The organism is Burkholderia metallica, from assembly GCF_902832845.1.
Lineage (GTDB): Bacteria > Pseudomonadota > Gammaproteobacteria > Burkholderiales > Burkholderiaceae > Burkholderia > Burkholderia metallica.
Window position 1 is genome coordinate 222,575 of the sequence record NZ_CADFDB010000007.1, and the last position, 25,670, is coordinate 248,244.

Annotated in this window: 20 protein-coding genes; 1 reads left to right on the forward strand and 19 read right to left on the reverse strand. The window is 66.5% G+C overall.

Translation table 11 applies throughout. The features are described 5' to 3' along the window. The first annotated feature begins 283 nt into the window (after positions 1–283). On the forward strand, positions 284–1,546 hold the full coding sequence (locus HWX08_RS20760) for a M23 family metallopeptidase (protein WP_174922678.1): 1,263 nt from the start codon (positions 284–286) through the stop codon (positions 1,544–1,546). 98 nt (positions 1,547–1,644) lie between these two features. On the opposite strand, the gene HWX08_RS20765 is transcribed toward HWX08_RS20760, so the two are convergent. The 19 genes from HWX08_RS20765 to HWX08_RS20855 all read right to left on the reverse strand — a co-directional run bounded on the left by HWX08_RS20765 (position 1,645) and on the right by HWX08_RS20855 (position 25,576). Further along, the gene (locus HWX08_RS20765; protein ID WP_174922688.1) at positions 1,645–2,370 is read right to left on the reverse strand and encodes an amino acid ABC transporter permease; all 726 of its coding nucleotides are present in this window, start codon (positions 2,368–2,370) and stop codon (positions 1,645–1,647) included. Positions 2,371–2,372: 2 nt separating this feature from the next. Next, a complete protein-coding gene (locus HWX08_RS20770; RefSeq protein WP_174922677.1) occupies positions 2,373–3,095 on the reverse strand; it encodes an amino acid ABC transporter permease in 723 nt (240 codons plus the stop codon). Between the two features lie 94 nt (positions 3,096–3,189). Then, complete coding sequence (locus HWX08_RS20775; protein ID WP_174922676.1) at positions 3,190–4,005, reverse strand: ABC transporter substrate-binding protein; 816 nt, start codon at positions 4,003–4,005, stop codon at positions 3,190–3,192. A 462-nt stretch (positions 4,006–4,467) separates the two neighbouring features. Next, positions 4,468–5,772, reverse strand: coding sequence for an MFS family transporter (locus HWX08_RS20780; RefSeq protein WP_069256613.1), 1,305 nt, complete (start codon positions 5,770–5,772; stop codon positions 4,468–4,470). 231 nt (positions 5,773–6,003) lie between these two features. Next, positions 6,004–7,680 carry a SpoVR family protein gene (locus tag HWX08_RS20785; protein ID WP_069256612.1) on the reverse strand — a complete coding sequence of 559 codons (1,677 nt, stop codon included), beginning with the start codon at positions 7,678–7,680 and terminating at the stop codon, positions 6,004–6,006. Next, a complete protein-coding gene (locus tag HWX08_RS20790) occupies positions 7,677–8,945 on the reverse strand; it encodes a YeaH/YhbH family protein (RefSeq protein ID WP_069256611.1) in 1,269 nt (422 codons plus the stop codon). Before HWX08_RS20790 ends, HWX08_RS20785 begins: the two co-directional genes overlap by 4 nt. Positions 8,946–9,070: 125 nt before the next feature. Further along, entirely contained in the window at positions 9,071–10,993 is a 1,923-nt protein-coding gene (locus HWX08_RS20795) for a PrkA family serine protein kinase (RefSeq protein WP_011351905.1), read from the reverse strand. A 552-nt stretch (positions 10,994–11,545) separates the two neighbouring features. Continuing rightward, positions 11,546–13,303 carry a methyl-accepting chemotaxis protein gene (locus tag HWX08_RS20800; RefSeq protein ID WP_175807060.1) on the reverse strand — a complete coding sequence of 586 codons (1,758 nt, stop codon included), beginning with the start codon at positions 13,301–13,303 and terminating at the stop codon, positions 11,546–11,548. Positions 13,304–13,588: 285 nt separating this feature from the next. Next, positions 13,589–14,527 (reverse strand): ribokinase, encoded by a 939-nt coding sequence (gene rbsK, locus HWX08_RS20805; protein WP_069256609.1) that lies wholly within the window; start codon positions 14,525–14,527, stop codon positions 13,589–13,591. Continuing rightward, positions 14,524–15,555 (reverse strand): LacI family DNA-binding transcriptional regulator, encoded by a 1,032-nt coding sequence (locus HWX08_RS20810; protein ID WP_069256608.1) that lies wholly within the window; start codon positions 15,553–15,555, stop codon positions 14,524–14,526. The genes rbsK and HWX08_RS20810 overlap by 4 nt, the downstream gene beginning before the upstream one ends. A gap of 35 nt (positions 15,556–15,590) precedes the next feature. After that, the gene (locus HWX08_RS20815; protein WP_069256607.1) at positions 15,591–16,610 is read right to left on the reverse strand and encodes an ABC transporter permease; all 1,020 of its coding nucleotides are present in this window, start codon (positions 16,608–16,610) and stop codon (positions 15,591–15,593) included. After that, on the reverse strand, positions 16,607–18,220 hold the full coding sequence (locus HWX08_RS20820; RefSeq protein WP_174921162.1) for a sugar ABC transporter ATP-binding protein: 1,614 nt from the start codon (positions 18,218–18,220) through the stop codon (positions 16,607–16,609). The genes HWX08_RS20815 and HWX08_RS20820 overlap by 4 nt, the downstream gene beginning before the upstream one ends. Positions 18,221–18,365: 145 nt before the next feature. Beyond that, a complete protein-coding gene (locus HWX08_RS20825; RefSeq protein WP_069256605.1) occupies positions 18,366–19,316 on the reverse strand; it encodes a sugar ABC transporter substrate-binding protein in 951 nt (316 codons plus the stop codon). A 278-nt stretch (positions 19,317–19,594) separates the two neighbouring features. Continuing rightward, on the reverse strand, positions 19,595–19,981 hold the full coding sequence (locus HWX08_RS20830; RefSeq protein ID WP_069256604.1) for a DUF805 domain-containing protein: 387 nt from the start codon (positions 19,979–19,981) through the stop codon (positions 19,595–19,597). 526 nt (positions 19,982–20,507) lie between these two features. Next, positions 20,508–21,434 carry a CysB family HTH-type transcriptional regulator gene (locus HWX08_RS20835; RefSeq protein WP_107314421.1) on the reverse strand — a complete coding sequence of 309 codons (927 nt, stop codon included), beginning with the start codon at positions 21,432–21,434 and terminating at the stop codon, positions 20,508–20,510. A gap of 75 nt (positions 21,435–21,509) precedes the next feature. Then, a complete protein-coding gene (locus HWX08_RS20840) occupies positions 21,510–22,568 on the reverse strand; it encodes a sulfate/molybdate ABC transporter ATP-binding protein (RefSeq protein WP_069256602.1) in 1,059 nt (352 codons plus the stop codon). Between the two features lie 13 nt (positions 22,569–22,581). Further along, complete coding sequence (gene cysW / locus HWX08_RS20845; protein ID WP_174921161.1) at positions 22,582–23,526, reverse strand: sulfate ABC transporter permease subunit CysW; 945 nt, start codon at positions 23,524–23,526, stop codon at positions 22,582–22,584. Further along, positions 23,523–24,416 carry a sulfate ABC transporter permease subunit CysT gene (cysT, locus tag HWX08_RS20850; RefSeq protein WP_069256600.1) on the reverse strand — a complete coding sequence of 298 codons (894 nt, stop codon included), beginning with the start codon at positions 24,414–24,416 and terminating at the stop codon, positions 23,523–23,525. The genes cysW and cysT overlap by 4 nt, the downstream gene beginning before the upstream one ends. A 122-nt stretch (positions 24,417–24,538) precedes the next feature. Further along, positions 24,539–25,576, reverse strand: a complete 1,038-nt coding sequence (locus HWX08_RS20855; RefSeq protein ID WP_069256599.1) for a sulfate ABC transporter substrate-binding protein — start codon at positions 25,574–25,576, stop codon at positions 24,539–24,541. Between the last annotated feature and the right edge of the window lie 94 nt (positions 25,577–25,670).

Here is a 25,670-nt window from a genome sequence, read left to right on the forward strand (position 1 = left end):
ATGAGCTGACCCTCTTTAAAATTTTTAACGTTTCGCGGAACATCGGTAGACTGACGCTGTCATCTTTCTTTAGCGTCTTCGTGATAACCGGGTTCGACCCGGTATGCACGCCGCCGTTCGAAGCGGGCCCGCCCCGCGCGTTGGGTCGAACGGAAACGACACAGGCCCCTGGCGGGGCCTGTTTTGTTGCACGCCCGCCGCCCGCCCCGTCGTCGCCCGACGGATGTGCCGCCGGCGGCCCCTGCCCACACCCCTTTGAACCGCTTTCCTGGATGTGGACATCTTGGTCAAGTCTGTCGCTACACCTGATGCTTTCGCGCCCGGCCGCGCGCAGCGTATTGTGCGCGCGCTCGTGCCGGCCGCCGTGCTCGGCGCCCTCGCCGCACTCGGCCTCGCTGCGCTGCCGGCCGTGTCGCAGTTGCCGGGCGCCGTCGAGTCGGGCACGGCCGCGCTGCCGCAGCGCGTGCTGTCCGATACCCCGTTTCCCACCGCGCAGCATTTCGTGACGAGCGAACTCGCCCGCACGATCGGCGAGCGCAACGATGCCGGCGAACGTATCGACCGCAGCCAGCAGCCGGGCCTGTTCGCGCCGCTCAGCGCGCACCGCAACGACATGCTCGGCTATGCGACCCTGTTCCAGTTCGCCGCCCCTGAAAAACAGCACGGGATGCGCGCGGGCGACATCGAGCTCACGCTGTCCGATACGCTGAACCGTCTCGACGTGCCGCCCGAGGTGCGCATCCAGCTCGGCGATCTCGTCAGCGGCAAGGTCGCGATGCGGGCGAGCGCGCAGCGCGGCGACTACTACCGCGTCGCGTTCGATACGAACGACGGCACGCCGCGCCTCACCGCGTTCGAACTGCGTGTGGCCGGCCGCACGTTCGGCGCGATCTGGTTCCGCGCGCCGGGCGCCGAGCACGGCGCGTACTACACGCTCGACGGCGCGCCGCTCGAAGCCGCCGCCTTCACGATGCCGGTCAAGTGGACGCGCATCAGCTCGTTCTTCGGCGAGCGCATCCATCCGCTGTCGCAGGCGATGGCGTTCCACACGGGCGTCGATCTCGCCGCGCCGAGCGGCACGCCCGTCGATGCGGCGGCCGACGGCGTCGTGTCGTTCGTCGGCACAGATCCGGGCGGTTACGGCCGCTATGTGATCGTGGATCACGCCGATGGTTACTCGACCTACTACGCGCACCTGTCCGCGTTCGCGCGCGGCCTGAAGACGGGCGAAACCGTGAAGCAGGGCCAGCGCATCGGCTCGGTCGGGATGACCGGCGCCGCCACGGGCCCGCACCTGCACTTCGAGGTGCGCGTCGCGAACGATCCGGTCGACCCGCTCGTCACGCTCGCGAGCGCGCAGACGGCGCTGTCCGACATGCAGCTCACCGCGTTCCGCCAGGAAGCGGCGCAATGGCGCTTCCGCCTCGCATCGGTCAATACGGCACCGTTCGCGTTCGCGCAGAACGACGGGCCGCTGTGGGGCGATTTCGCGATCGACACGTCGACGCTGCGCGCGGTGTTCAATACGCACTACAGCGCGTCCTGACGCTGACGGGTCGACGCGCCCGGGCAGCGGCGCTACGGCCCGCTGCGGGTCACCCCGCGCCGTCGATCTCGCGCAGCACGCGTCGCCTGCGCGCGCCCTCACCGCGCCGGCTCGGTCCGTTCGGCCGCTGCCTGCTCGACGCGCTCCGCCCTCGGCCGCCGCGACAGCAACCAGCGCGCGGCACCGTCAAGCGACGTACACAGCACCAGATAGATCAGCGCGACGAACAGGAAGATCGGCGCCGGATACACCATCAGCCGGTTGTTCACCTGCGTCGCGACGAACGACAGTTCCGGCACGCCGACGATATACGCGAGCGACGTATCCTTCACGAGCGCGACCCACTGGTTGACGAACGACGGCGTCATGATCCGAATCGCCTGCGGCAGCAGCACGTAGCGCACCGTCTGCCAGCGCGTGAGCCCGAGCGACAGCCCCGCCTGCCATTGCCCGTCGCCGGCCGCGACGATGCCCGCATGCACCGCGTGCGCGAGATACGCGCCGCCGATCAGCGCGAGCGCGCACACGACCGTCGCGAGCCCCGGCACGTCCATGTGCAGCAGCACGGGCATCAGAAAATACGTCCAGAAGATCAGCATCAGCACCGGAATCGCGCGGAAGAAGCCGATGAACGCGAGCAGCAGCACGCGTGCGGGACCGCGTGCGAGCGCCATGGCAACGCCAAGCGCCACGCCGAGCACGGCCGATGCGGCCGCCGATGCGATCGCCAACACCAGCGACAGCGCGGCGCCGCCTAGCGGGCCGTCCGGAAATGCGCCGACGAGCAGGTACGGCAGATTGGAGAGAAGCAGCGAAAGATCCATCGTCAACGCCCCGCTCCGAGCCGATCGCGCCATTGCGTGGCCGCATACGCACCGGCCTCGATCGCGGCCACCGCCGCGACGTACAGCACGGTCGCCACGCCGAACGCGGCGAACGTCTTGAACGTCTCCGTCTCGACCTGTCGCGATGCATACGACAGCTCGGCCACGCCGATCGCCATCGCGAGCGACGAGTTCTTTACGAGATTCATGTATTGGCCGAACAGCGGCGGCAATGCGATTCGCACGGCCTGCGGCAGCACGACGTAGCGCAACGACTGCATCGGCGTAAGGCCGAGCGCGGCCGCCGCGTCGTGTTGCGCGCGCCGCACGCCGCGCAGGCCCGCTTCGCATTCCTCAGCGACGAACGCGGCCGTATACGCGCTCAACCCGACCCAGCCCGCGACGAATTCGAACGACGGCCACGCAAGCGCGAACGGGCCCACGCTCACCGTATGGCGCGCGTTCAGCCATGCGATCCACGTATCGGGCAGCAACGACGCGACGCCGAAATACCAGAACAACAACTGCACCAGCAGCGGCGTATTGCGAAACGCGACGACGTACGCGGCCGCCACCGCACGCGGCGCGGCGCCGCGCGCATGCCGCATGACCGCGAGCAGCAGCCCGCCCGCGGTCGCGGCGACGGCCGACGCAGCCGCGAGGCCGAGCGTCAGCAGGAAGCCCTGCCAGAGCCAGGACAGATATTTGGGAGCCAGCCCGAGCATGTCGTGTTGCGGGCGCGAAGCGCGCGATCGGAGAAATACGAACCGCGCCGCGCGGCCGGGGGGCCGGCCGAGCGCGGCGCGCGTGTGATGGGAATCAGGTCTTGTCGCCGATCCGGAAGATGCGCGTGAGCGGCGTCTTCGTCGTCGGGCCGAACCATGCGTCGTAGATCTGCACGGCGCGGCCGTTCGCCTCGAGCCCCTTCAGCGTGTCGTTGACGAAACCGAGCAGGCGCGTCTCGCCCTTCGGCACGCCTACACCCATGTAGTCGTTCGAGATCGTGAACGGCGGGATCTCGTAGTTCTGCTTGTCGGGCACGTTCGCGAGCAGCCCGATCAGCTTCGGGCCGTCCTGCGTGATCGCCTGCACGTTGCCTGCGCGCAGTGCGGCGAACGCGAACGGCGTGTCGTCGTACGCGACGATCGTCGCCTTCGGGAATTTCTCGCGCAGCGTGATTTCGTTGGTCGTGCCCTTGTCGGCGCCGACACGCAGCCCGTTCAGTTGCTCGGCCGATTTCAGCACGCCCTTCTTCGCGAGAAACTGCTGGCCCGACGAGAAGTACGGAATGCTGAAGTCGACCTGCTTCGCGCGCTCGTCGGTGATCGTGAAGTTCGCGAGCACGAGGTCGACCTTGCCGGACGTCAGGAACGGAATGCGGTTCGCCGGATTGGTCGGCTGCAGTTGCAGCTTCACGCCGAGCTTGTCGGCAAGCGCCTTCGCATAGTCGACGTCGAGACCGACGATGTGATTGCTTTTGCCGTCGACATAACCGAACGGCGGATTGCTGTCGAACGTCGCAACGCGCAGCACGCCGGCCTTCTTGATGTCGTCGAGACGGTCCGCGTGCGCGACGGTGCCGGCGGTGATGAGTGCAGCCCCGACGAGCCACATAGCGAGAGTGTGGATTTTCATGAGCACGACCTGATTTGTTATGAAGGCCGCCGCGGATCGCGCGGCGGCCCGGTTCGAAGAACATCGCGACGGAGTGTGTCGTCGCGAAGCCGCTAACGTATCAGCGCGTGCGGCGAATCCGAACCAACAAATGGTGCTTTGCTCAGCGGGTTTCGTGATGAGGCTGAGGCTCGCGGGCGACGGGCACGCATCGCCGCGCACAAAAAAAGACGCCCGCTGCACGCAGCGGGCGCGAATCCCAGTCAAGGAGGTGTCACACGAACTACGGGTTCAGAATAAAAGGATCGCCCGCGGCGAACAACGAAGCGATTGCGATATCGATATCGTCGGCGCGCGGATGTGCTTCCGAGCAGACGCTCCCCCTCAAACAAAACGGCGCTCCACCGTACGGGTGGAGCGCCGCTCGTTGCCGGTCGCGGCGGGCAGCCTCGGCCCCGGGGCCGGGCTACACGTCGCGCACGATCACGGCTCGTGACGCAGATACCCTTCCTTGCTCGGATCGCGCATCCGCCACGACACGATCAGCGAGATCGCGCACAGCACGGTCACGTACCAGTAGAAGGTTTCCTCGCTGCCGATCGACTTGAACCACAGCGCGACGTACTCGGCCGAGCCGCCGAAGATCGCGTTCGCGACCGCGTACGACAAACCGACGCCCATCGCGCGCACTTCCGGCGGAAACATCTCGGCCTTGATCAGCCCGCTGATCGACGTGTAGAAGCTGACGATCGCAAGCGCGACCGTGATCAGCACGAACGCGGCCACCGGGCTCGTCACGTCCTTCAGCGCATGCATCAGCGGCACCGTGCCGATCACCGCGAACGAGCCGAACAGGATCATCGACGTGCGGCGGCCGATCCGGTCGGACAGCGCGCCGAACACCGGCTGCATCAGCATGTAGACGAGCAGCGCGACGGTCATCACGTTGCTGGCCGTCTTCGCATGCATGCCGGCCGTGTTCACCAGGTACTTCTGCATGTACGTCGTGAACGTGTAGAAGATCAGCGAGCCGCCGGCCGTGAAGCCGACCACCGTGAAGAATGCGCCCTTGTGCTGCCACACGCCGCGGATCGTGCCCGCGTCTTTCTTGTCGCGCGACGCGGTCGTCGACGTCTCGTCGAGCGACTTGCGCAGGTACAGCGAGATCAGCGCGGCCGCCGCGCCGACCACGAACGGAATGCGCCAGCCCCACGCCTTCAGGTCGTCGGCCGACAGCGTCTGCTGCAGGATCACGAGCACGAGCAGCGCGCACAGCTGGCCGCCGATCAGCGTCACGTACTGGAACGACGCGAAGAAGCCGCGGCGGCCCTTCAGCGCCACCTCGCTCATGTAGGTCGCGCTGGTGCCGTACTCGCCGCCCACCGACAGCCCCTGGAACAGCCGCGCGACCAGCAGCAGCGCCGGTGCGAGCGCGCCGATCTGCGCATAGGTCGGCAGCACCGCGATCACGAGCGAGCCGCCGCACATCATCAGCACCGAGATCATCATCGCGTTGCGGCGGCCGTGGCGATCGGCGATGCGGCCGAACAGCCAGCCGCCGATCGGACGCATCAGGAAGCCGGCCGCGAACACGCCCGCCGTGTTCAGCAGTTGGGTCGTCGTGTTGCCGCTCGGGAAAAACGCCGGCGCGAAGTACAGCGCGCAGAACGAGTAGATGTAGAAGTCGAACCACTCGACGAGGTTGCCCGACGAGGCGCCGACGATGGCGAACACGCGCCGCCGGGTGTCGTGCGCGGACAGCGCAGCTTGGTCGGTCTGGACGTCCATGGATTGGTCAGTTCCTTTTAGTGCTTTCTGGGCGAGACGGCCGGGGCCGCCGCGTGCGGTCGCACGTGGCACCGGTTCCGGTGCACGGCGCTACGGGATTTTAGCGAAATGTAAAGTAACGGGCTCTCCGGGTTCGTCCTGATGTAGAAAATTTTTCTCCTATCACGCGTTCGTCATATGAAAACGCCAGCCCGAGGCTGGCGTCCGATGCAAACTTTGCGCGGTCGACGTTCAGATTCGTACCTCCGGCGGCACGTAGCGGCACTCGTAGCGCTTGCGCACGGTGCCGGCCTCGTCGACGCTTTCCAGGAACACGTCGAACTGCCAGAGCCGCGCCATGTGCTTGAGCACCTCGTCGCTGTCGTTCGACAGGTGACGGTTGTCGGTCATGAAGTGGCGCAGCGTGAGGCTGCGGTCGCCGCGCGTGTTCACCGCCCACACCTGGATGTTCGGCTCGCGGTGATGGATGTCGTACTGCCGCGACAGCGCCTGCCGCACGTACTGGTAGCCTGAATCGTCGTGGATCGCCGACACCTCGAGCGAATCGCGCATGTCGTCGTCGAGCACCGAGAAAAGCCGCATGTCGCGGATCAGGCTCGGCGACAGGTACTGCGCGATGAAGCTCTCGTCCTTGAAGTTGCGCATCGCGTAGTGCATCGCCGGCAGCCACGGCGTGCCCGCGATCTCCGGAAACCACTTGTAGTCCTCTTCTGTCGGCGCTTCGCAGATCCGCCGGATGTCGCTCATCATCGAGAAGCCGAGCGCATACGGGTTGATCCCGCTGTAGTACGGCTTCGTGACGGGCGGCTGATAGACCACGTTGCTGTGCGAATGCAGGAATTCCATCATGAAGCCGTCTTCCAGCTTCCCCTGGTTGTACAGCGTGTTCAGCAGCGTGTAGTGCCAGAAGGTCGCCCAGCCTTCGTTCATTACCTGCGTCTGCCGCTGCGGGTAGAAATACTGGCCGATCTTGCGCACGATGCGGATCACTTCCCGCTCCCACGGTTCGAGCAGCGGCGCATTCTTCTCCGCGAAATACAGCAGGTTCTCCTGCGGCTCGGGCGGATAGCGGTCGTCCAGCTCTTCCGTCAGTTCAGGCTTCTTGCCCGGCAGCGTGCGCCACAGTTCGTTCACCTGCGACTGCAGGTATGCCTCGCGCTCGCGCCGCAGTGCCGCTTCCTTCGACAGCGACGGCTTCTGCGGCCGCTTGTAGCGGTCGACGCCGTAGTTCATCAGCGCATGGCACGAATCGAGCAGTTCCTCGACCCGATCGAGGCCGTAGCGCTCCTCGCATTCCGCGACGTAGTTCTTCGCGTACACGAGATAGTCGATGATCGCGTGCGCGTCGGTCCACAACCGGAACAGGTAGTTGCCCTTGAAGAACGAGTTGTGTCCGTACGCCGCGTGCGCGATGACGAGCGCCTGCATCGTCATCGTGTTCTCTTCCATCAGGTACGCGATGCACGGGTTCGAGTTGATGACGATTTCGTAGGCGAGCCCCATCTGGCCGCGACGGTAGCTCTTCTCGGTCGACAGGAAGTGCTTGCCGAACGACCAGTGACGGTAGTTGACGGGCATCCCGACCGACGCGTACGCGTCCATCATCTGCTCGGCGCTGATCAGTTCGAGCTGGATCGGGTAGATGTCGAGCTCGTATTGTTCGGCGACCTGCGAGATGTGCGTGTCGTATTCCTCGAGCAGTTCGAACGTCCAGTCGGACGGGCACGGCAGCGGCTTGCGTTCGGCAACGTTCATACGCGCTTCCTTTTGCCCGGCAGCGGGCAAGTCGGCGGCCGGCGGCGGTTCGGCCTGCCCGCGTTGCTGCGATGCGGCAGGACCGGCCTTGTCGTCGCCGGAAGGGCGCGGCGCATAGCCGCGCGACTCGTTGTGCAGATGGCGGGTCGTCATGACATTTCCACCTGCTTTTCGAACAATTCGCGAAACACCGGGTAGATGTCGGCAGCCGATTCCACTTTTTTCATCGCGAGATGCGGCTGCGACAACGCCAGTTGCGCGTATTCCAGCCACAGGTTCTGCTCTTCCGGCGCGACCTGGATATACGCGAAGTAACGCGTCTTCGTGAGGATATCCTCTTCCAGGATTTTGCGACACTTGGGCGAATCGTCAGTCCAGTTGTCGCCGTCGGACGCCTGCGCGCCGTAGATGTTCCACTCGGTCGGCGAGTAGCGCTCGTTCATCACCTTGCGCATCAGTTCGAGCGCACTCGACACCACCGTGCCGCCGCTTTCGGTCGAATGGAAGAAGGTGTCTTCGTCCACTTCCTCGGCGCGCGTGTGGTGACGGATGAACACGACCTCGATGCGCTCGTAGTTGCGCTTGAGGAACAGGTACAGCAGGATGAAGAAGCGCTTCGACAGATCCTTGCGCTGCTCGTCCATCGAGCCCGACACGTCCATCAGGCAGAACATCACCGCCTGGCTCGACGGTTGCGGCTGCTTCACGCGGTTGATGTAGCGCAGGTCGAACGGATCGATGAATGGAATCCGCCAGATGCGCCCCTTCAGGTGGTGGATTTCGGCCTCGAGCACCGCGATTTCCGCGCGCCGGTCTTCCGGATCGCCCTTCATCGCCTCGAGCTGCGCTTCGAGTTCGCGCAGCTCGTTGACGAGCGGCGAACCGAGCGCGATGCGTCGCCCGAGCGCGCTGCGCAGCGAACGCACGACGTCGATGTTGTTCGGCGTGCCTTCCGCCGACCAGCCCGCGCGCACGTTCTTCCAGCTCGGCACCGTCAGCAGGTGTGTCTTCACGAGGCGCGGCAGTTCGAGATCGTCGAAGAAGTACTGCATGAACTCGTCGCGCGACAGCTCGAACACGAAGTCGTCCTGCCCTTCGCCCTCGTTGCTCGCCTGACTTCCTCCGCCGCCCGAGCCGCCCTGCGGACGCGGAATCTTGTCGCCGCGCACGTAGTCCTCGTTGCCGGGGTGCACATATTCACGACGTCCGCCCGGCCCGTGCCGGAAGTTCGGCTCCGCGATGTCCTTGCGCGGAATCGTGATGCTTTGCGTGCTCTGGATATCCTTGATGCTACGGTCGCGCACCGCGTCCGACACGGCACGACGAATGTAGTTCTTGACGCGACGCAGAAAGCGTTCGCGGTTGGCGATGCTCTTGTTCTTGCCGGCCAGCCTGCGGTCGATGATTTGATGAAGCACTCCCGGTCTCCCGCTCGAAAGTCGATATGCCGGGACGCTCGCCGCACATGCCGTCTGCCGTCATGCGGGCGGCGTCTCTGAAAGCGCCCGCACGGCGAGGCCGTACGGGCGCGGTACCGCGCGCGTCATGACGACTTGCGCACGCGCAGGTACCAGTCGCAAAGCAGCCTCACCTGCTTCGGCGTATAGCCCTTCGCGACCATCCGGTTCACAAAGTCCTCATGCTTGCGCTGCTCCTCCGCCGAACCCTTGGCGTTGAATGAAATCACCGGCAACAGTTCCTCGGTGTTCGAGAACATCTTCTTCTCGATCACGACGCGCAACTTCTCGTAGCTCGTCCACACGGGGTTCTTGCCGGCATTCGCCGCCCGCGCACGCAACACGAAGTTCACGATCTCGTTGCGGTAATCCTTCGGATTACTGATGCCGGCCGGCTTCTCGATCTTCTCCAGCTCCGCGTTCAGCGCGGCGCGGTCGAAGCTCTCGCCCGTGTCGTGATCGCGGAATTCCTGGTCCTGGATCCAGAAGTCCGCATACGTGACGTAGCGGTCGAAGATGTTCTGCCCGTACTCCGAATACGATTCGAGGTAGGCCGTCTGGATCTCCTTGCCGATGAATTCCGCGTAGCGCGACGCGAGCACGTCCTTCACGAACGACAGGTACTTCTGCTCGGTTTCCGGCGGGAACTGCTCGCGTTCGATCTGCTGTTCGAGCACGTACATCAGGTGCACGGGGTTGGCCGCGACCTCGCTCGAATCGAAGTTGAACACGCGCGACAGGATCTTGAACGCGAAGCGTGTCGACACGCCCGTCATCCCTTCGTCCACGCCCGCGTAGTCGCGGTATTCCTGGTACGACTTCGCCTTCGGATCGGTGTCCTTGAGATTCTCGCCGTCGTATACCTGCATCTTCGAGAACAGGCTCGAATTCTCCGGCTCGTGCAGGCGCGACAGCACCGAGAACTGCGACATCATCTTCAGCGTGCCCGGCGCGCAGACGGCTTCGGCCAGCGACGAGTTGCGGATCAGCTTCTCGTAGATCTTGGTCTCTTCCGATACGCGCAGGCAGTACGGCACCTTCACGACGAAGATCCGGTCGAGCAGTGCCTCGTTGTTGCGGTTGTTGCGGAACGCCTTCCACTCCGACTCGTTCGAGTGCGCGAGGATGATCCCGTCGAACGGAATCGCGCCGAAGCCCTCGGTGCCCTTGAAGTTGCCTTCCTGCGTCGCGGTGAGCAGCGGATGCAGCACCTTGATCGGCGCCTTGAACATTTCGACGAATTCGAGCAGGCCCTGGTTCGCGAGGCACAGGCCGCCCGAGTAGCTGTACGCGTCGGCGTCGTCCTGCGCATACTGTTCGAGCTTGCGGATATCGACCTTGCCGACCAGCGACGAGATGTCCTGGTTGTTCTCGTCGCCCGGCTCCGTCTTTGCGATGCCGACCTGCCGCAGAATCGACGGATAACGACGCACCACGCGGAACTGGCGGATGTCGCCGTTGTATTCGTGCAGGCGCTTGACGGCCCACGGACTCAGGATGTTCTTCAGGTAGCGGCGCGGAATGCCGTACTGTTCCTCGAGGATCGGGCCGTCCTCGTCGTAGTCGAACAGCCCGAGCGGCGATTCGTTGACGGGCGAGCCCTTCAGCGAATAGAACGGCACGCGCTCCATCAGCTGCTTCAGACGCTCGGCGATCGACGACTTGCCGCCGCCCACCGGGCCGAGCAGATAGAGGATCTGCTTCTTCTCTTCGAGCCCTTGCGCAGCGTGGCGGAAATACGCGACCACCTGCTCGATCACTTCCTCCATTCCGTAGAACTCACGGAAGGCGGGATAGACCTTGATGACCTTGTTCGCAAAGATCCGCGACAGGCGCGGATCGTTGCGGGTGTCGATGTGTTCAGGTTCCCCGATTGCTTCCAGCATGCGTTCACCCGCGGTCGCATACGCGGATGGATCGTTCTTGCAGAGCGCGAGATACTCCTCCAGCGAGAGCTCTTCCTCTCGGGTTTTTTCGAAGCGGTTCGCGAAGCTGCTGTAAATATCCATGCTACCTCCCTCGCCTGAGTCTGAAGACGTGCCTGCCTTCGTACGACTGCGCAGAAGCAAGCGCGTTCGAATTCATCCTAAACCCTTTCTTATTTTTTTTCACGAACTCTTCGTATGAAGTTCGTCATTCTCGACAACACCGCTTGGACAACGCATTTCGTCGTTTTACAATCATTGCCCCGAGCCGCAGAAACTGCATCCGCCGCGTCTCGTCGAACAACGGAACGTCTTGTGCGTTGGACACATTCGACGTCGTCACTTCCCCCCTCATCCCTATACGTTCGAGCGGTCGAATGCGACGACACGTTGCGAGCACCGTTACAAATTTTTTTCGCAGCGCCCTTACGGAGATACCCGTACCACGAATGCGGGAAATTCACGCGCCGCCGTGCGCGCCGTCCGCGGATGCCGGGCACGCGATGCACGCGACGTTTCACGCAGCACCATTCATGCGCATCGCTTGTCACATTTCCCCGCCGCCCAAACGACGACGCCCGCATGTCGCGGGCGTCGTTCGTCACCAAATGGGGATAGATGCGCGGCACGCGCGACTTAGAACGTCTCCCAGTCGTCCGCGCCGGCGGTAGCGGCAGCCTGCGCAGGCGCGGCGACGGGCTTGCGCACCGGCGCCGCCGCGACCGCGCGTTTCGGCGGGGCATCGCGCTCGTCGCGCGCGGCGGGCTGCGCGGGCACGGCAACCGCCGCGGACGGAGCACGCGGCGCGTGACGCACCGCCACCTGCGCGGCGCCGCCCGGGCGCGACGTGTCGTCGTCGAGCTGGAACACCGCTGCCGTTTCGCGCAGGCGCCCGGCCTGCTCGTCGAGCGACTGCGCGGCCGCCGCGGCTTCCTCGACGAGCGCCGCGTTCTGCTGCGTGACCTCGTCCATCTGCGCGACCGCGCGCGCCACCTGGTCGATCCCGCCGCTCTGCTCCTCGGACGCCGCCGCGATCTCGCCCATGATGTCCGTCACGCGCTGCACCGCACCGATCACGTCGCTCATCGTGCGGCCTGCTTCGTCGACCAGCGTGGAACCCGACCGGATGCGCGCCACCGACGCGTCGATCAGCACCTTGATCTCCTTGGCCGCGGCCGACGAACGCTGGGCCAGGCTGCGCACCTCGCCCGCGACGACCGCGAAACCGCGGCCTTCCTCGCCGGCCCGCGCGGCTTCGACCGCCGCATTCAGCGCAAGAATGTTGGTCTGGAACGCGATTCCCTCGATGATCGCGATGATGTCCGCGATCTTCGCCGAACTGTCGTTGATCTCGCCCATCGTGCCGACCACCTGGCCGACCACCGTATTGCCCTTGTTTGCAATCTCCGACGCATTCGCGGCCAGCGCACTCGCCTGGCGTGCATTGTCCGCGTTCTGTTTCACGGTGCCCGTCAGCTGTTCCATGCTCGACGCGGTTTCCTGCAGCGCCGCGGCCTGCTCCTCGGTGCGCGACGACAGGTCGATGTTGCCGGCCGCGATCTGGCGCGCGGCCGTCGCGATCGACTCGCTGCCGCCGCGCACGGTGCGCACCGTGTCGACGAGCCCGCGCTGCATCTTGCCGAGGCCCGCGAGAAGCCGGCCCATCTCGTCGTGCCGGTCCACGACGATCGGCCGGCGCAGGTCTCCGGCGGCAATCGCGTCGAAATGCGCGAGCGCGTCGGCAATCGGGCGGCCGATCGCACGGCTCAACGTCAGCCACGACGCTACCGCCGCGCCGAAGCCGGCCAGCAGCGCGACGATCGCCAGCACGCGCAGCGTCTCGTACACCGATTCCGCGTGATCGAAGCTCGTTTGCGCATCGCTGAACTGGAAGTTGCGCAGCGCCTCGCTCGCCGTCGCGAGGTCGTTGTAGCGCACCTGGAGCTGCTTCGCGCCGTCGCCGATCCGGTCGGCCTGATTCGTCCCGATCACGTTGCCGAACGCGTCGCACTGGGCCTGCAACGCCTGCCGCTTCGCGGCGACGTCCTGGGCGATCCGGTCTTCCTCCGCGCCGCGCGGCAGCGCGAGGTATTTCTGCCACCACGCGTCGGACTGCGCGCGCATCATGCGGCTTCGCTCGACGGCGGCAGCCGCATCGGGCGTGCCGGCCAGCAGCGCCGCACGGTCGAGCGCGAGGCGCTCGCGTGCGGCGTAGATCTCGGCCACCGACACGTCGACCGCGCTCGGCATCTGGTTCGTGAAAAGTTCGCGCGTCGTCTCGTTCGCACGCGTCATGCCGTACACGCCGAGCCCGCCGATCACCGCCAGGAGCACCGCCAGAAACGCCATCGTGAAACCGATGCGCGCACGAATCGTCAGGTTCTTGAACACCATCATCCTTCCTGTGTTGCGTCGTGATGGACGGGACCGGCCCGCCGCTTAGAAGCATGGCTGCTTCCGATGCATTTACGACCATGCCCCGCACAACTTGATGGTGTTTCCGCTATTTTTTCGAATTATTCGTCTGTTTATTACAAATAGCTGAACGAAAAATGCACACTTCGGCGCGCGCCCGCAGCGGCGTGACGGAAGGTTCGCCGCGACGGCGGACGCCGCGCAGACACGGCCGGCCGTCGCGTGCGACGGTCGGCCACGACGCTTGAAAGGGATCTATTCGGCTTATTCCGACTCTTCGGCCAGTTCGGCGAGCGTCGGAATCGAAGGCTGCGCGCCTGCCCGCGTGACCGACAGCGCCGCCGCGCGTTGCGCGAAGCGGATCGCTGCGTCGACGTCCGCGCCGGCCGCGAGCCGCGCGGAAAAACCGCCGATGAAGGTATCGCCGGCCGCCGTCGTGTCGACGGCCTGCACGGCCGGCGCCGGATAATGCCGCGCCGCACCATCGGCCGTCAGCGCGAGCACGCCGCGCGCGCCCAGCGTGATCAGCACGTTGCGCGCGCCGCCCGCCTGCAGCACGCGCGCGGCGGCCTCCGCTTCCGCCGGGTCGCGCACGGGCAGCGCGGTCAGCGCAGCCGCCTCGACCTCGTTCGGGATCAGGTAATCGACGAGCGGCAGCCAGCCGTCCGGCAGCGGTGCGACGGCCGGGGCCGGATTGAGCACCACCGTGCGGCCGAGCCGATGCCCGGCCGACAGCGCCGCGAACACCGCGTCCGGCGGCGTCTCGAGCTGGCAGATCAGCACGTCGGCCGACGCGAGCGCGGCCTCGTGCCGGGCGACCGTCCCGGTCGTGACCTCGCCGTTGCCGCCCGCGACGATCACGATCGCGTTCTGGCTCGCGTCGTCGACGACGATCAGCGCGACGCCGGTCGACACCTGCGCGCTCGTCGCGAGCCCGCCGCAGTCGATCCCCTCGGCTTCGAGGCCCGCGCGCAGCGCAGCGCCGTGCGCATCGGCGCCGACGCAGCCGATCATCGCGACCTGCGCGCCGAGCCGCGCGGCGGCCACGGCCTGGTTGCCGCCCTTGCCGCCCGCCGCCTGCGCGAACGCGTGACCGGCGAGCGTTTCGCCCGGCAGCGGCAGACGCGGCGCGCGCACGACGAGATCCATGTTGAGGCTGCCGACCACCGTCACCCGGCCGGCGCCCCGCGTGCGCGCCGTCATGCGCGACCGCCGGAGGCCGGCGGCTCGCGGTAGACCGCCGTCGATTCGCGCAGCACGAGGCGCGGCGACACGACGCGGCGGCGGCTCGGCACGGCCGTCGAGCCGCCCCCGATCCGCTCGATCAGCGTCTGCGCGGCCATTTCGCCGAGCGCACGCACCGACTGGCCGACCGTCGACAGGGCCGGATACGTGTAGCGGGAAAATTCGATGTCGTCGAAACCGATGATCGAACAGTCGTCGGGCACGCGCATGCCGCGCTCGGCCGCCGCGCGCAGCGCGCCGACGCCCATCAGGTCGTTGCCCGCGAAGATCGCGCTCGGCCGCACCGATTCGAACAGCCGCGACGCCGCGTGATAACCGCCGAGGCACGAGAAATCGCTTTCCGCGATCGCGCCCGGCACGATGTCGACCCCACGCTCGGCCATCGCGCGGATGAAGCCGTGCACGCGCATCGCGCTGACCGCCGTGTCGGTCGGCCCAGTGATGCAGCCGATCTTCGCGTGCCCGAGCTCGAGCAGGTGGCGCGTCGCCAGGTACGCGCCGCGCTCGTGGTCGATCTGCACGAGATCGGCCGCGAGCCCCTCGATGTTGCGATCGACGACGACGAGCGGCGCGTGCGTATCCGCGAGCGTCTGCGCGAGCACCGCGTCCTCGCCGGCCGATGCGACGATCAGCCCGTCGATGCGCTTTTCCTGCAGCACGCGCAGGTAGTTGCGCTGCTTGACCGGATCGTCGTCCGAATTGCAGAAGAACACGCAATAGCCGTTGGCCGCGCACTGATCCTCGATGCCGCGCGCAAGCTCCGCGAAATACGGGTTCGTGCTGTTCGGCACGACGAGCCCGATGGTCGCCGTCGCGCGTGCCTTCAGCGAGCGCGCCACGGCCGACGGCACGTAATTCAGCTCGCGGATTGCGCCCTCGACCTTCGCACGCACATCCGCGGACACCGGCCGCGAATTGTTCACCACGTGCGAGACGGTCGTAAACGACACGCCCGCCATGGCCGCCACATCCTTGATCGTCGCCATTTCCCGTTTCTCTCTGGTCTGTTCTGTCTGTCTTTCTACCGCACGCGCGTGCGCCGGCTGCGATACGTATCGAGCACGACCGCCACCACGATCACCGCGCCGGTGATGATTCGTTTGGTCGGCTCGTTCGCGCCGATCTGCGCGAGCCCCGCAGCCAGCACGGAGATGATCAACACGCCGAAGAACGTGCTGATCACCGAGCCGCGCCCGCCCATCAGGCTCGTGCCGCCGATCACGACCGCGGCGATCACCTGCAGTTCGAGGCCGACGCCCGCGTTCGGATCGGCCGCCTCGAGCCGCGAAATCTGGAACAGCGACGCGAGCCCCGCGAGCGCGCCCATCAATGCGAATACGAGAATTTTATACGGCCGCGGGTTAACCCCCGCAAGTCGCACCGCTTCTTCGTTCGTGCCGATCCCGACGAGATAGCGTCCGAACACGGTGCGCGTCAGCACGAACTGGGCCGCGATCATCACCGCGACCGCGATCAGGAACGCCGGCGAGATGCCGAGCGCGATCGGGTTCGACAGGAAATCGAACGCGTCGCCGATGTAGGCCGTGCGCGAATTCGTCAGCTGGTACGCGAGGCCGCGCGCGGCCTCCAGCACGCCGAGCGACACGATGAACGACGGAATCCGCCAGCCGACCGTGACCGCGCCCGTCAGCGCGCCCGTGATCATCGCGACCGCGATGCCGATCAGCGCGGCCGGCAGCGGCCCCCACTGCCATTTCAGCGCGGCGACGCTGACCATCGACGCGGCCAGCGCGAGGACCGAGCCGACCGACAGGTCGATCCCGGCGATGATCAGCACAAAGGTCATCCCGACCGACATCACGACGAGATCGGGAATCTGGTTCGCGATCGTGCTGAACGTATCGTAGGTCAGGAAATGCGAGCTCAGCGTCGAAAACAGCACGATCATCGCGGCGAGCGCGCCGGCGAGCCCGAGGTAGTTCGACAGGCCGAGCCGCGTGCCGGACAACGTGCGCGCGCGGCGCCCCGTCACGTCCTGCTGCGCGCCTGCATCGGTCGGGGTTACGGGAGGCTGGGTCATGGCTGTGGTCCTGTCGTCGAATTGCCCGGAGCGGCGCCCGGCGCCTGCCCCGCGTCCGGATGCTGCGCGCCGCCCGCCGGCGTTTCGCGGCCGAAGCCGGCGAACGCGGCGGCCAGCAGCGCATCCTGGGTCCAGTTGCCGCGCTCGAACACCGCGGTCATGCGGCCGGCCGACATCACGCCGATTCGGTCGCAGATCAGCATCAGCTCGCGCAGGTCGCTCGATACGACGACGAGCGCGCGGCCTTCGCGGGCGAGCGCGCCCATCAAAGTGTAGATCTCGAACTTCGCGCCGACGTCGATCCCGCGGGTCGGCTCGTCGAACAGCAGCACGCCCATGTCGCGCGCGAGCCAGCGGCCGATCACGACCTTCTGCTGGTTGCCGCCCGACAGCTCGCCGACCGCCTGCGCCGCGCCGTGCGTGCGGATGCGCAGCGCGTCGATCTGCTGCTCGGCGAGCGCCGTTTCGCGCGCCCGGTCGACGATCCCGCCGCGCGCGAGCCGGTCGAGCTGGCCAAGCGACACGTTCGCGGTGATCGACTGTGTCAGCAGCAGCCCTTCGCCCTTGCGATCCTCGGTGATCAGCGCGATACCCTGCTTCACCGCCTCGACGGGCGAACCGATCCGCACCGGCTTCGGCGGCTGGCCGATCGCGATCGTCCCCGCATCCGGCGCATCCGCGCCGTAGATCAGCCGCAGCAGCTCGGTACGTCCCGCGCCGATCAGCCCCGAGATGCCGAAGATCTCGCCTGCGCGCACTTCGAGCGACACGTCGCGCACGGCCGTGCCGCGAGTCAGGCCCGACACGACGAGCCGCGGCGCGCCGATATTGCGCTCGCCGAGATCGATGTGCTCGCCGATCTCGCGCCCGACCATCAGCGTGACGAGCCCGTCGGACGTCGTCGCCGCCATGTCGCCCGCGTGCACGAGCCGGCCGTCGCGCAGCACCGCGACACGCTCGGCGACCCGCGCGAGTTCCTCGAGCCGGTGCGAGATGTAGACGATCGCGACCCCGCGCGCCTTCAGCCGGTCGATCTGCTCGAACAGCAGCTCGACTTCGCGCGCGGTCAGCATCGCGGTCGGTTCGTCGAGAATCAGCACGCGGCAGTCGCCGATCAGGTTGCGCGCGATCTCGACCATCTGCTGATGGCCGATGCCGAGCGCGCCCACCGGCGTATCGGGATCGACCGTGTCGAGCCCGACCTGCGCCATCGCGGCCCGCGCATCGTCGCGCAGCCGCGCGCGATCGATGACTCCGAAGCGCCGCGGCAGGCGGTTCAGGAACAGGTTTTCGGCGACCGTCAGGGTCGGCAGCAGGTTCAGCTCCTGCATCACCATGCGCACGCCGAGCGCCTCGGCCTGCGTGCGGCTCGCCGGTGCATACGGCTCGCCGCCGAGCAGCATCGTGCCGGCGGTCGGCTCGACGAGCCCGCCGATGATCTTCGACAGCGTGCTCTTGCCGGCGCCGTTCTCGCCCGTCAACGCAAGCGCGTGGCCCGGCTCGAGCGTCAGCGTGACGTCGGCGAGCACGGGTTCGGCATAGGTCTTGCCGATGCCGGATACGGACAGCACGGGAGCGGCTGCGCGGGAGGGTTGGAAAGTCGGGTCCATCGCGATCCTGGTTGCGGCCGCGCGCACGCGGCGCGCGGGTGTGACGCTCACAAGTGCATGTGCATGCAGTGGCCGTGATCGCGCTCACTCCGGATAACGGCCGCCGCGCCCGATTCTTGAGGGCGGCGGCCGCATCGGGGCTGCGTCACTTCGTGACGAGATCGACCGGCGTCTCGACCACGCCCGACATGTCGGCCTGCTTGCGATGCTCGGCGATCGCCTTGAGCGCCGTGTCGATGCCGAACACGGCCTGCTTCGCCGCGTACTGATCGGCGGTCGCGAGCACGCGGCCGTCCTTCAGCATCGGCTTGATCGCGTTGATGTTGTCGTAGCCGACCACGAGCACCTTGCCCTGCTTGCCGGCTGCGCGCACGGCCGACACCGCGCCGATCGCCATGTTGTCGTTGCCGCACAGCAGCGCCTTCAGGTTCGGGTATTCGTTGAGCATCGCGGCGGCAACCGCATTGCCCTTGTCGATCTCCCATTCGCCGGACTGCACCGACACGACCTTCATCCCGCCTGCCTTCATCGCGTCCTGGAAGCCGGCCGTGCGCTGCTGCGCGTTCGTCGTCGTCGACACGCCTTCGAGGATGCCGACCTGGTCGCCCGCCTTCAGCTTCTTCGCGAGGTAATCGCCGATCTTGCGCGCGCCCTTGCGGTTGTCCGGGCCGACGAACGGCACGTTCAGGTTCTTCGACTTCAGTACGTCGGGATCGAGCCGGTTGTCGATGTTCACGACGATGATGCCCGCGTCGACGGCCTTCTTCACGACCGGCACGAGCGCCTTCGAATCGGCCGGCGCGAGCACGATCGCGTCGACCTTCGACACGATCATCTGCTCGACGATGCGGATCTGGTTCGCGGTATCGGTCTCGTCCTTGATGCCGTTGGTGATCAGGTCGAACTGGTTCGCGTTGTGCTTCTGGTAATCCTTCGCGCCCGTTTCCATCGTCAGGAAGAACTCGTTGGCGAGCGACTTCATCACGAGCGCGACCTTCGGCTTGGCCGTGGCTTGCGCATGGGCGACCGGTGCGGCGGCGACCGCGACGGCGGCGAGCGCGGCGGTCAGGAAGCGACGGCGAAAGAGGACATTCATACACATCTCCTGGCGGCTGGCCCAACGGGCCGGACTATTGTTCGACTGTTGTTTTAATGTGAGCAAACGTTTGCGCCACACTACCCGGGCAATGGCCATCGATGCTGCTGTCGGTACCCACGGAATGGAAGCGAGGCAGACGGCCGACTGCCTGACGCGCGCTGTCGTTGACGCGCCACCGCCGGCGGGAAGCCGGCGGAGTGAAGGTATGCTGTACCGATTCGCTTCGGCGCGCAACCTGTCTGATCAATATTTAAGGGTTTATTCGGAGCGCGGCATCACGCCGGGTCCCGCGGCGCGGGCTCGTCTTCATCGGCCGAAGGCGGCTCCCCGAACCGGTTCGCATGCGGCGTGCCGGCGATGAAGCCGTTCATCACGAACAACGCGAGCGCGCCGACGATCGGGACGAACATCAACAGCATCCACCATCCCGACTTGTCGATGTCGTGCAGCCGCTTCACGCCGACCGCGATCGACGACCACGCGGCCACGACCGCGACGACGATCAGCGCCAGCATCGCCGGCAGCGACGGATCGTCCTGCGTCGAGCCGCGCGAACCCGCATCGATCACCGCGCTGAGCACCGTGGAAACCAGCACGTAGATCCACCACGGCAGACGCCCGATCCGGCCTTCGAACGAAAAGAGCAACCATTTCAGATCCATTGTTTACCTCTTCGTCACGCGTGTTGCGTGCTGCGCGCTGCGCGATAGGTTGCCGAATGTGCCGGAACGGATAAGCCGTGTGCATTGTTTTTGCGAATGCGCACGGCTTGCGGGCTTCGCGTTGCGCACCGCGGCCCGGCGTGGCGGATTGCGCCGCAGTTGCGAACCGGCCAGTAAGCAGGATGGCCGACGCGCGGCGCGAACGCGCGTCACTCGGCATTCACGCGCATTGAATCACATTTGTCGGGCTACGTATCGTCCGGCATGCCGGCCGAATGGCTGAACCCGAAGCGACGCGTTCGGGCATGCCGGCGTGTTCTTGTCGTTGTGCGGGCAATCGAACCATGTCGTTCGCCGCGGATGGCGAAGCAGCGGATCGGGAAAACGCGATTGCGATCGATGTTTCGATCAGCCGGATGACCATGACGGCAGCAGATCGGCCGCCGCCTCGCGATGCAGGGCATCCGGTGCAACGTGCGTCGGGCCATCCGCGACGATCGCGCGGATGGCGCACGACGCGCGGTCGTCAGACGGCTTCGCGCAACAGCCCTGCGATTTCCGCTTCGTTCAGATGCGGCGCGAACATCTCGATCAGCCGGTACGCATACGCGCGCAGGAACGCCCCCTTGCGCAGCCCGACGCGCGTCGTGCTCGCTTCGAACAGATGCTGCGTATCGAGCGCGACGAGCCCCGTGTCGCGCTGCGGATCGTAGGCCATCGCCGCGACGACGCCGATCCCCATCCCGAGTTCGACGTAGGTCTTGATCACGTCCGCATCGATCGCGGTCAGCACGACGTCGGGCACCGCGCCTGCCTGCGTGAACGCCTGGTCGATGTGCGAGCGGCCCGTGAAGTCCTGGTCGTACGTGATGATCGGGTATTCGGCGATTTCGTCGAGCGTCAGGTTCTCGCGGCCGACGAGCGGGTGGCCCTTCGGCACGACGACCGTGTGATGCCACGAATAGCACGGGAACGTGACGATGTCCGGATAGCGGTCGAGCGCCTCGGTCGAGATGCCGAGATCGGCCTCGCCGTTCAGGATCATCTGCGCGATCTGCTGCGGGCTGCCCTGGCGCAGCGCGAGATGCACCTTCGGGAACACGTCGGTGAACTGCCGGATCACCTTCGGCAGCGCGTAGCGCGCCTGCGTGTGCGTCGTCGCGACGACGAGGTGGCCGCTGTCCTGGTCGGCGAACTGGCGCGCGACGCGGCGCAGGTTCTCCGCGTCGAGCAGCATCCGCTCGATCAGCTGGTGCACGGCCTTGCCGGGTTCCGTGAGCCCCGTCAGCCGCTTGCCGCGCCGGATGAAGATGTCGACCCCCAGTTCGTCCTCGAGATCCTTGATCTGCTTCGACACGCCCGACTGCGACGTGTACAGCACGTTCGCGACTTCCGTCAGGTTCATGTTCTGGCGCACCGCTTCGCGCACGAACCGCAATTGCTGAAAATTCATGGGTATGCCTCTTAGGCTGTCGTTGTTTGATTGTCGAATCGGAGCATGTTGCGCCCCCTGCCCTGTCTGCCTGCGTCAACTCGCGGGAAACACCCGCACGGCCCGCGGCACGGCCGTCGCGCCGTCGCCGACCTGCAGCGACAACGCGCGCCACGCATCGCGGTCGAGTTCCGCCTCCAGCGCGCCGCCGGTGCGCGCCTCGAGCTCCACGCGCACCGAGCCGCCGAGCGGAATCACGCGGCGCACGTCCACCGCGATGCCGTCGCGGTGCCCTTCGGCGGTCGGCCACAACTGCAGGTCGTGCGGCCGCACGTACGCGTTCGCCGGGCCCGCGAAATCGGCGTCGACCTCGATCGGCGCGGCCGCGCCCTCGGCCACGAAGCCGCGCCCGGCAACCGTGCCCGGCAGCCGGTTGGCCGCGCCGAGGAACTCGTACACGAAGGCGCTCTGCGGATGATCGTAGACGTCCTGCGGGCTGCCGACCTGCTCCACGTGCCCGCGGTTCAGCACGACGATGCGGTCCGCGACTTCCAGCGCCTCCTCCTGGTCGTGCGTGACGAAGATCGTCGAGATGTGCAGATCGTCGTGCAGGCGGCGCAGCCAGCCGCGCAGCTCCTTGCGGACCTTCGCGTCGAGCGCGCCGAACGGTTCGTCGAGCAGCAGCACTTTCGGCTCGACCGCGAGCGCGCGGGCGAGCGCGATGCGCTGACGCTGGCCGCCCGACAGCTCGGACGGATAGCGCTGCGCGAGCCAGTCGAGCTGCACGAGCTTCAGCAGTTCGTGCACCTTGTCGCGGATCGCGCTTTCCGACGGCCGCTCGCGGCGCGGCTTCACGCGCAGCCCGAACGCGACGTTCTCGAACACCGTCATGTGGCGAAACAGTGCGTAGTGCTGGAACACGAAGCCGACCTGGCGATCGCGCGCGCCGACCGACGCGACGTCGAGCCCCTGCAGCACGACCTGGCCGGCATCCGCGTGCTCGAGGCCCGCGATCACGCGCAGCAGCGTGGTCTTGCCGCAGCCGGACGGCCCGAGCAGCGCGACCAGCTCGCCGGGCGGGAAGTCGAGCGAGACGTTGTCGAGCGCCGTGAAATCGCCGAAGCGCTTCTGAAGGTTACGGACGGTGATACCCATTCTGGTTGCCTCTTTACGATTTCGACGAAACGGCGGCGACGGGGCCGGCATGTGCGGGAACGGTGTCGCGCGCGCCGGCCAGTTCGGCGGCGAGGTGGCGCTCGGCGAGCAGCTTCAGCGCGAGCGTGACGAGCGCGAGCAGCGCCAGCACCGACGCCACCGCGAACGCCGCCGCGAAGTTGTATTCGTTGTACAGGATCTCGACGTGCAGCGGCATCGTGTCGGTCACGCCGCGGATGTGGCCGGACACGACCGACACCGCGCCGAATTCGCCCATCGCGCGCGCATTGCACAGGATCACGCCGTACAGCAGGCCCCACTTCACGTTCGGCAGCGTCACGCGACGGAAGATCTGCCAGCCCGACGCGCCGAGCACGCGCGCGGCTTCCTCCTCGTCGGTGCCTTGCGCCTGCATCAGCGGAATCAGCTCGCGCGCGACGAACGGGAACGTGACGAAGATCGTCGCGAGCACGATGCCCGGCACCGCGAAGATGATCTGCACGTCGTGCGCCTGCAGCCACGGCCCGAGCCAGCCCTGCGCGCCGAACAGCAGCACGTACACGAGGCCGGAGATCACCGGCGACACCGAGAACGGCAAATCGATCAGCGTCGTCAGCAGCGCCTTGCCGCGGAATTCGAATTTCGCGATCGCCCACGACGCGCACACGCCGAACACGAGGTTGAGCGGCACCGCGATCGCGGCGACGGTCAGCGTCAGCTTGATCGCCGACCACGCGTCGGGATCGGCGAGCGATTCGAGATAGAAGCCGACGCCCTTTCTCAGCGCCTCGACGAACACCGCGGCAAGCGGCACGACAAGGAAGAACGCGAGAAACGCGAGCGCGATGCCCGTGAGCAGCCAGCGCACGACGCGCGACTCGCTGACGGGGTCGAGCCGCTTCGCGGCGCGCGCGGCCGGCGACGGGGTTTTCAGCACGACGGTGGCCTCCTGGCTCATTGCTGGCCTCCTGCCGCGACGGCGTTGACGGTGACGGGCGCGGGGCCGCTCGCGCCCTTGCTCGTCCTGCGCTGCAGATACCACTGCAGCGTGTTGATCAGCAGCAGCATCAGGAACGACACCACGAGCATCACGACCGCGAGCGCGGTCGCGCCCGCGTAGTCGTACTGTTCGAGCTTCGTGATGATCAGCAGCGACGTGATCTCGGACTTCATCGGCACATTGCCGGCGATGAAGATCACCGACCCGTATTCACCGAGCGCGCGCGCGAACGCCAGCGCGAACCCGGTGAGGAGCGCCGGCAGCACGGCCGGCAGCACGACGCGGCGAAACGTCAGCCAGCGCGATGCGCCGAGGCACGCGGCGGCCTCTTCCTGCTCGCGCTCGAAATCCTCGAGCACCGGCTGCACGGTGCGCACGACGAACGGCAGCCCGATGAAGGTCAGCGCGACCAGCACGCCGGCCGGCGTGAACGCGATCTTGATGCCGAGCGGCGCGAGATACTGGCCGACCCAGCCGTTGGTCGCATAGACGGCCGCGAGCGAGATGCCGGCGACCGACGTCGGCAGCGCGAACGGCAGATCGACGATCGCGTCGACGAGGCGCTTGAACGGGAACGTGTAGCGCACGAGCACCCACGCGACGAGAAAGCCGAACACGGCGTTGATCAGCGCGCCGCCGAGCGCGGACGCGAACGTCAGCCGGTACGACGCGAGCACGCGCGGCGACGTGACGGCGGTGACGAACTGGTCCCACGACAGCGTCGCGGTCTTCAGGAACGTGGCGGCGAGCGGGATCAGCACCACGAGGCTCAAATAGGCCACCGTGATGCCGAGCGTCACGCCGAAACCGGGCAGCGCGCTCGGCTTGCGAAAGGTGTACGTCGTCATCGGATGCTCTTGCTGGGTCGATGCTGCTCATGGGTCCGACGCAAACGCCGGCGCAGTGAATCGCGCCGGCGGCCCGTCGGGGATGCGGCGCGCTGTCGTGGCGCGCCGCTGTCGTTATGGCGTTACTGCGGCTTGTAGATCGAATCGAACACGCCGCCGTCCGCGAAATGCGTCTTCTGCGCATTCGTCCAGCCGCCGAACGTATCGTCGACCGTGTACAGCTTCAGCTTCGGGAACTGCTTCGTGAGCTCCGCCGGCACGTTCTTCGAGCGCGGCCGGTAGTAGTTGCGCGCGGCGATCTCCTGGCCCTGCGGGCTGTACAGGAAGTTCAGGTACGCGTCGGCCAGCTTGCGCGTGCCCTTCTTGTCGACCACCTTGTCGACCACCGCGACGGGCGGCTCGGCCAGGATGCTCACCGACGGCACGACGATCTCGAACTTGTCGGTGCCGAATTCCTTCACCGACAGGAACGCCTCGTTTTCCCACGCGATCAGCACGTCGCCGATCCCGCGCTGCACGAAGCTCGTGGTCGCGCCGCGCGCGCCCGAATCGAGCACGCCCGCGTTCTTGTAGAGCTTCGTGACGAATTCCTTCGCCGTCTGCTCGTTGCCGCCCGGCTTGTGCACCGCGTACGCCCATGCGGCCAGGTAGTTCCAGCGTGCGCCGCCCGACGTCTTCGGGTTCGGCGTGACGATCGAGATGCCCGGCTTGGTCAGGTCGTCCCAGTCCTTGATCCCCTTCGGGTTGCCCTTGCGCACCAGGAACACGATCGTCGACGTGTACGGCGATGCGTTGTCGGGCAGGCGCTTCTGCCAGTCCTTGCTGACGAGCCCCTTGTTCGCGAGCGCGTCGATGTCGTACGCAAGCGCCAGCGTGACGACGTCGGCCTGCAGGCCGTCGAGCACCGAGCGCGCCTGCGCGCCCGAGCCGCCGTGCGACTGCTTGAAGTTGACGGTCTCGCCCGTCTTCGCCTTCCACTCCTTGCCGAACGCCTGGTTGAAGTCCTGATACAGCTCGCGCGTCGGGTCGTACGACACGTTCAGGAAAGTCGTATCGGCCTGCGCGTGCGTCGCGACGCCCAGCGCCGCCGCCGCGCCCAGCGCGAGTGTTGCGATCAGGCGGCCCACTCCGCCCACCAGCCCCGTATTGCGCTTGCCCATCCTTGGTTCTCCAGTGTTGTCGGTATTGCGATGTCGGGCCAGTCTAGCGAACGGGTTACATGATTAAAAATAATCGTTCCTCATTTTTTAATAC